General features: G+C 72.4%; 5 protein-coding genes. 2 read left to right on the top strand and 3 right to left on the bottom strand.

The features are described from left to right. Positions 1–195 precede the first annotated feature (195 nt). Both H0H10_RS11330 and H0H10_RS11335 read right to left on the bottom strand, forming a co-directional pair. Complete coding sequence (locus tag H0H10_RS11330) at positions 196–1,020, bottom strand: purine-nucleoside phosphorylase (RefSeq protein WP_188180764.1); 825 nt, start codon at positions 1,018–1,020, stop codon at positions 196–198. A gap of 113 nt (positions 1,021–1,133) precedes the next feature. Further along, positions 1,134–1,571, bottom strand: coding sequence for a gamma-glutamylcyclotransferase family protein (locus H0H10_RS11335; protein ID WP_188180765.1), 438 nt, complete (start codon positions 1,569–1,571; stop codon positions 1,134–1,136). Positions 1,572–1,655: 84 nt separating this feature from the next. Here H0H10_RS11335 and H0H10_RS11340 point away from each other — a divergent pair, with 84 nt between their 5' ends. Both H0H10_RS11340 and H0H10_RS11345 read left to right on the top strand, forming a co-directional pair. Next, complete coding sequence (locus H0H10_RS11340) at positions 1,656–3,104, top strand: NAD(P)H-quinone dehydrogenase (protein ID WP_188180766.1); 1,449 nt, start codon at positions 1,656–1,658, stop codon at positions 3,102–3,104. 174 nt (positions 3,105–3,278) lie between these two features. Next, positions 3,279–4,256, top strand: coding sequence for a DeoR/GlpR family DNA-binding transcription regulator (locus tag H0H10_RS11345; RefSeq protein WP_188180767.1), 978 nt, complete (start codon positions 3,279–3,281; stop codon positions 4,254–4,256). Positions 4,257–4,378: 122 nt separating this feature from the next. Here the strand turns inward: H0H10_RS11345 and H0H10_RS11350 are convergent. Next, positions 4,379–5,914, bottom strand: a 1,536-nt coding sequence (locus H0H10_RS11350) for an acetyl/propionyl/methylcrotonyl-CoA carboxylase subunit alpha (RefSeq protein WP_188180768.1), incomplete at its 5' end; no start/stop codon positions are given.

Consider the following 5,914-nt stretch of genomic DNA (forward strand, 5'->3'; position numbering starts at 1 on the left):
GGCGGCACGGGTGGGCGCAGCGGCACCCCGGCAGCGCCGGGCCGCGCGACCCACCCCCGGCCCGCACCCGCGCCGGGCGACGTCAGACGCCGGTCCAGCGCACCCGCGCCGGGCGACGTCAGACGCCGGTCCAGCGCACCTGCGCCGGGCAGCGAACGCCGGACCACCGCTCCGCCGGGCGACCGTGGCCCCCGGTTACAGCCGGCCCAGTACCTGCGCCAGCAGGGACCCCATCCGCGTCGCGGAGTCGCGGCCCGCCTGGAGGACCTCCTCGTGGTTCAGGGGCTCGCCCGTCATGCCGGCGGCGAGGTTGGTCACCAGGGAGATGCCCAGGACCTCGGCGCCCGCCTCGCGGGCCGCGATGGCCTCCAGGACCGTCGACATGCCCACCAGGTCCGCACCGATGACGCGGGCCATGCGGATCTCGGCCGGGGTCTCGTAGTGCGGGCCGGGGAACTGGGCGTAGACGCCCTCCTCCAGCGTGGGGTCGACCTCCTTGCACAGGGCGCGCAGGCGGGGGGAGTAGAGGTCGGTGAGGTCGACGAAGTTCGCGCCGACGATGGGGGAGGTCGCGGTGAGGTTGATGTGGTCGCTGATCAGGACCGGCTGACCGGGACGCATGCCCTCGCGCAGGCCGCCGCAGCCGTTGGTGAGGATCACGGTCTTCGCGCCGGCGGCGACGGCGGTGCGCACGCCGTGCGCGACCGCGGCCACGCCGTGGCCCTCGTAGTAGTGGGTGCGGCCCAGGAAGACGAGGGCGCGCTTGTCACCGATGGAGTACGAGCGGATCTTGCCGCCGTGCCCCTCCACCGCGGGCTTCGGGAAGCCCGGCAGGTCGGTGACCTGGAACTCGGCCTCGGGGGCGCCGAGGGCGTCCACGGCCGGTGCCCAGCCGGAGCCCATCACGAGGGCGACGTCGTGGGTCTCGGCGCCGGTGAGTTCACGCAGGCGGGCCGCGGCGGCGTCGGCGGCGGCGTAGGGGTCGCCCTGGATGTCGTCCGGAAGAAGAGATGCGTTCACGTCGACGAGAGTAGCCGGTCTTCGCCTACGCGCGTAGATGACAGAGCTCACGGGATGGGGATCGTTGCCTTGTCGTTTCCGACAAGCCGCCGGGGGCCGGACGGCGGCGCCGGTCAGCAGGGGCGCTTGCGGAGCTCCATGACGTAGTCGTGCGGTGCGCCCGCCGATTCGGCCGCGTCGGCGACCTCGCCCAGGTAGCGGGCGGAGGGGAGGCCGCCCTCGTAGGCGTTCAGGACGTACGTCCAGGCCCCTTCTTCACCGTCCAGGGTGTGGACCCGCACGCGCGTCCGGCGGTATATGTCCATGCCCACGCCCTCCCAGCGGTCCAGCGAGTCCTCGTCCATCGGGGCGATGTCGTAGAGGGCCACGAAGACCTGGGAGAGCGGGTCCTCGACGATGGTCGCGAGCGCGCCCTCCCAGCCCATGTGCTCGCCCCCGAAGGTCAGCCGCCACCCGTTCAGCCAGCCGGTGGCGCGCAGCGGCGAGTGGGGGGCGCGGCGGGTCATGAGCCGCGCGTCGAGGTTGCCGGCGTAAGCGGCGTAGAGCGACATGGGGAGAGGGTACGGCAGTGGTCCGGGCGTCACTCGTGCGACAGAGGTGCCCCCGGGCGGCTCCACGTTGAAGGGTGCGGGACAATGGAGTACGTGACTCGGATCGTGATCATCGGTGGCGGACCCGGCGGATACGAAGCGGCGCTGGTCGCCGCGCAGCTCGGTGCGGAGGTGACCGTCGTCGACTGCGACGGTCTGGGCGGGGCGTCGGTGCTGACCGACTGCGTGCCGTCGAAGACCCTGATCGCCACGGCCGAGGTGATGACCACCTTCGACTCCTCGTACGAGGAGCTGGGGATCATCGTCGCCGACGACACCCCGCACGTCGAGCAGGCCGCCCGGGTGGTCGGGGTGGACCTGGGCAAGGTCAACCGACGGGTCAAGCGGCTCGCCCTCGCCCAGTCGCACGACATCACCGCCTCCGTCACGCGCGCCGGCGCGCGCGTGGTGCGCGGGCGCGGCCGGCTGGAGGGTATGCAGGCCCTCGACGGGTCGCGGAAGGTCGTCGTGCGGGCCGCCGACGGGAGCGAGGAGACGCTCACCGCGGATGCCGTGCTGATCGCGACCGGCGGGCACCCGCGCGAGCTGCCCGATGCCCGTCCCGACGGCGAGCGCATCCTGAACTGGACGCAGGTGTACGACCTCGACGAGCTTCCCGAGGAGCTCATCGTCGTGGGTTCCGGTGTGACCGGTGCCGAGTTCGCCGGGGCCTACCAGGCGCTCGGGTCGCGCGTGACGCTGGTGTCGTCGCGGGACCGGGTGCTGCCCGGTGAGGACCCCGACGCCGCGGCCGTGCTGGAGGACGTCTTCCGGCGGCGCGGCATGAACGTCATGGCGCGGTCCCGGGCCCAGTCCGCCAAGCGGGTGGGTGACCGGGTGGAGGTGACCCTCGCCGACGGGCGGGTCATCACCGGGTCGCACTGTCTGATGGCCGTGGGCGCCATCCCCAACACGGAGGGGATGGGGCTGGAGGAGGCCGGGGTCCGGCTGCGCGACTCCGGGCACATCTGGACCGACAAGGTCTCCCGGACGACCGCTCCCGGCGTGTACGCGGCCGGTGACGTGACCGGTGTCTTCGCGCTGGCGTCGGTGGCGGCCATGCAGGGCCGGATCGCCATGTACCACTTCCTGGGCGACGCGGTCGCGCCGCTGAACCTGAAGACGGTCTCGTCCAACGTCTTCACCGACCCCGAGATCGCCACCGTGGGCTACTCGCAGGCCGACGTCGACGGTGGCAAGATCGACGCCCGCGTGGTGAAGCTGCCGCTGCTGCGCAACCCGCGCGCCAAGATGCAGGGCATCCGGGACGGCTTCGTCAAGATCTTCTGCCGGCCGGGCACCGGGATCGTGGTCGGCGGTGTCGTCGTGGCGCCGCGCGCCTCGGAACTCATCCACCCCATCTCGATCGCGGTCGACAACAACCTGACGGTGGAACAGATCGCGAACGCCTTCACGGTGTACCCCTCGCTTTCGGGGTCGATCGCCGAGGTGGCACGGCAGCTCCACACCCGCAAGGCCGGCGCCGAGGCCTGAGCCGGGCCGCGGCCGAAAGCCGCTCACCCGCGGTCACGCGGAGTCGCGGAGCATGCGGGGGGCATAGGCGGGGAGTGGGCGCGTATACCACTTCCTGCCCTGTCCTGCGAACAACTTCTGTTATTCGGCGCAAACCGCTGAAAGCAGACGGTCGTTGGGGTTACTGTCAGTTTCGTGTTCGCTGCAGAACGTCGCCAATTGATCCTCGAAATGGTGCGAGCGAACGGGGCCGTGTCGCTCCGTGAACTCGCCCGCGTCGTCCAGACCTCCGAAGTGACCGTACGGCGGGACGTGCGCGCACTGGAGGCAGAAGGACTCCTCGACCGCCGGCACGGCGGTGCGGTACTGCCGGGCGGGTTCACACGGGAGTCGGGATTTCCGCAGAAGTCCCATCTCGCGACCGCCGAGAAGACGGCCATCGCCGACCTTGCCGCGGGCTTGGTCGAAGAGGGCGAAGCCATCGTGGTGGGGGCGGGGACCACCACCCAGGAGCTGGCCCGCCGGCTCGCCCGGGTACCCGGTCTGACCGTCGTGACCAACTCGCTGCTCGTGGCTCAGGCCCTGGCCCACGCCAACCGGGTCGAGGTCGTGATGACCGGGGGAACCCTCCGGGGGTCCAACTACGCCCTGGTCGGGTCCGGGGCCGAGCAGTCCCTCCAGGGGCTGCGGGTCTCCAAGGCCTTCCTGTCGGGCAGTGGGCTGACGGCGGAGCGGGGCCTGTCCACCTCCAACATGCTGTCCGCGTCCGTCGACCGCGCGCTGGTGCAGGCCGCCGCCGAGGTCGTCGTCCTCGCCGACCACTCCAAGCTGGGCACGGACACCATGTTCCAGACCGTGCCCACGGACGTCATCACCCGCCTGGTCACGGACGACCCGCCCGCCCACGACGACCGCGCGGCCACCGAACTCCAGGCCCTCGCCGACCAGGGCGTGCAGATCGCCGTGGCCGGGGGGTCGGGGGCCACGGGTCCTTCGGGCTCCTCGGGCTCGGGGGGTGATGCCGTCCCGGCGCGTCAGCAGCGCCGGGACGTTCCTCTGCCCGGGCCGCGCCGTCAGGTCCCCGGCGCGGGGCTACGGACGGCGACGGCCCTGGGTGAGCAGAGCGGCGGGGCCGAACAGCGGGCCCGGGTCGCCGACCTGCGGCGCCGCTGAGGCCCGCCGCATCCCCATGTGACCCGGCCGGTCCCACGGTCCGTCGCGTCCCTACGGCAACGGGGCGCCCGGCGGACCACCGGGTGTGGTCCGCCGGGCGCCCCGGTCGCGTGCCGGTGTTCTCAGTCCTTGATCTCGCAGATGGCGGCGCCGGAGGTGATGGAGGCGCCGACCTCGGCGGTGAGGCCCTTGACGGTGCCGGACTTGTGGGCGTTGAGGGGCTGTTCCATCTTCATGGCCTCCAGGACGACGATGAGGTCGCCTTCCTGGACCTCTTGGCCCTCCTCGACGGCGATCTTGACGATGGTGCCCTGCATGGGCGAGGCGAGGGTGTCGCCGGAGGCGGCGGGGCCGGACTTGCGGGCGGCGCGGCGCTTGGGCTTGGCGCCGGCGGCGAGGCCGGTGCGGGCCAGGGACATGCCCAGCGACGAGGGCAGGGAGACCTCCAGGCGCTTGCCGCCGACCTCGACGACGACGGTCTCCCGGCCGGCTTCCTCGTCCGTCTCGGTGTCGGCGGGGGAGGCGAACGGCTTGATGTCGTTGACGAACTCGGTCTCGATCCAGCGGGTGTGGACCGTGAACGGCTCCGTGGAACCGGTCAGCTCGGGGGCGAAGGCCGGGTCGCGGACGACGGTGCGGTGGAAGGGGATGGCGGTGGCCATGCCCTCGACCTGGAACTCGTCCAGGGCGCGGGCGGCGCGCTGCAGGGCCTCGGCGCGGGTGCGGCCGGTGACGATGAGCTTGGCCAGCAGGGAGTCCCAGGCGGGGCCGATGACGCTGCCGGACTCGACGCCGGCGTCGAGGCGGACGCCGGGGCCGGCGGGCGGGTCGAAACGGGTGACCGTGCCGGGGGCGGGCAGGAAGTTACGGCCGGGGTCTTCGCCGTTGATGCGGAACTCGAAGGAGTGGCCGCGCAGCGGCGGGTCGTCGTAGCCGAGTTCTTCGCCGTCGGCGATGCGGAACATCTCGCGGACCAGGTCGATGCCGGAGACTTCCTCGGTGACCGGGTGTTCGACCTGGAGGCGGGTGTTGACCTCCAGGAAGGAGATGGTGCCGTCGTTGCCGACGAGGAACTCGACGGTGCCGGCGCCGACGTAGCCGGCCTCCTTCAGGATCGCCTTGGAGGCGGCGTAGAGCTCGTCGACCTGCGCCTCGGACAGGAACGGCGCGGGGGCCTCCTCGACCAGTTTCTGGTGGCGGCGCTGGAGGGAGCAGTCACGGGTGGAGACGACGACGACGTTGCCGTGGGTGTCGGCCAGGCACTGGGTCTCCACGTGGCGGGGCTTGTCGAGGTAGCGCTCGACGAAGCACTCGCCGCGGCCGAAGGCGGCGACCGCCTCGCGGACGGCGGAGTCGTACAGCTCCGGGACCTCTTCGAGGGTGCGGGCGACCTTGAGGCCGCGTCCGCCGCCGCCGAAGGCGGCCTTGATGGCGATGGGCAGGCCGTGTTCCTTGGCGAAGGCCACGACCTCGTCGGCGCCGGAGACCGGGTCGGGGGTGCCGGCGACCAGGGGGGCGCCGGCGCGCTGGGCGATGTGGCGGGCGGCGACCTTGTCGCCGAGGTCGCGGATGGCCTGCGGCGGGGGGCCGATCCAGATCAGGCCGGCGTCGAGGACGGCCTGGGCGAACTCGGCGTTCTCGGAGAGGAAGCCGTAGCC

The sequence above is a fragment of the Streptomyces griseicoloratus genome (genome assembly GCF_014534645.1).
Taxonomy (GTDB): Bacteria; Actinomycetota; Actinomycetes; order Streptomycetales; family Streptomycetaceae; genus Streptomyces; species Streptomyces griseicoloratus.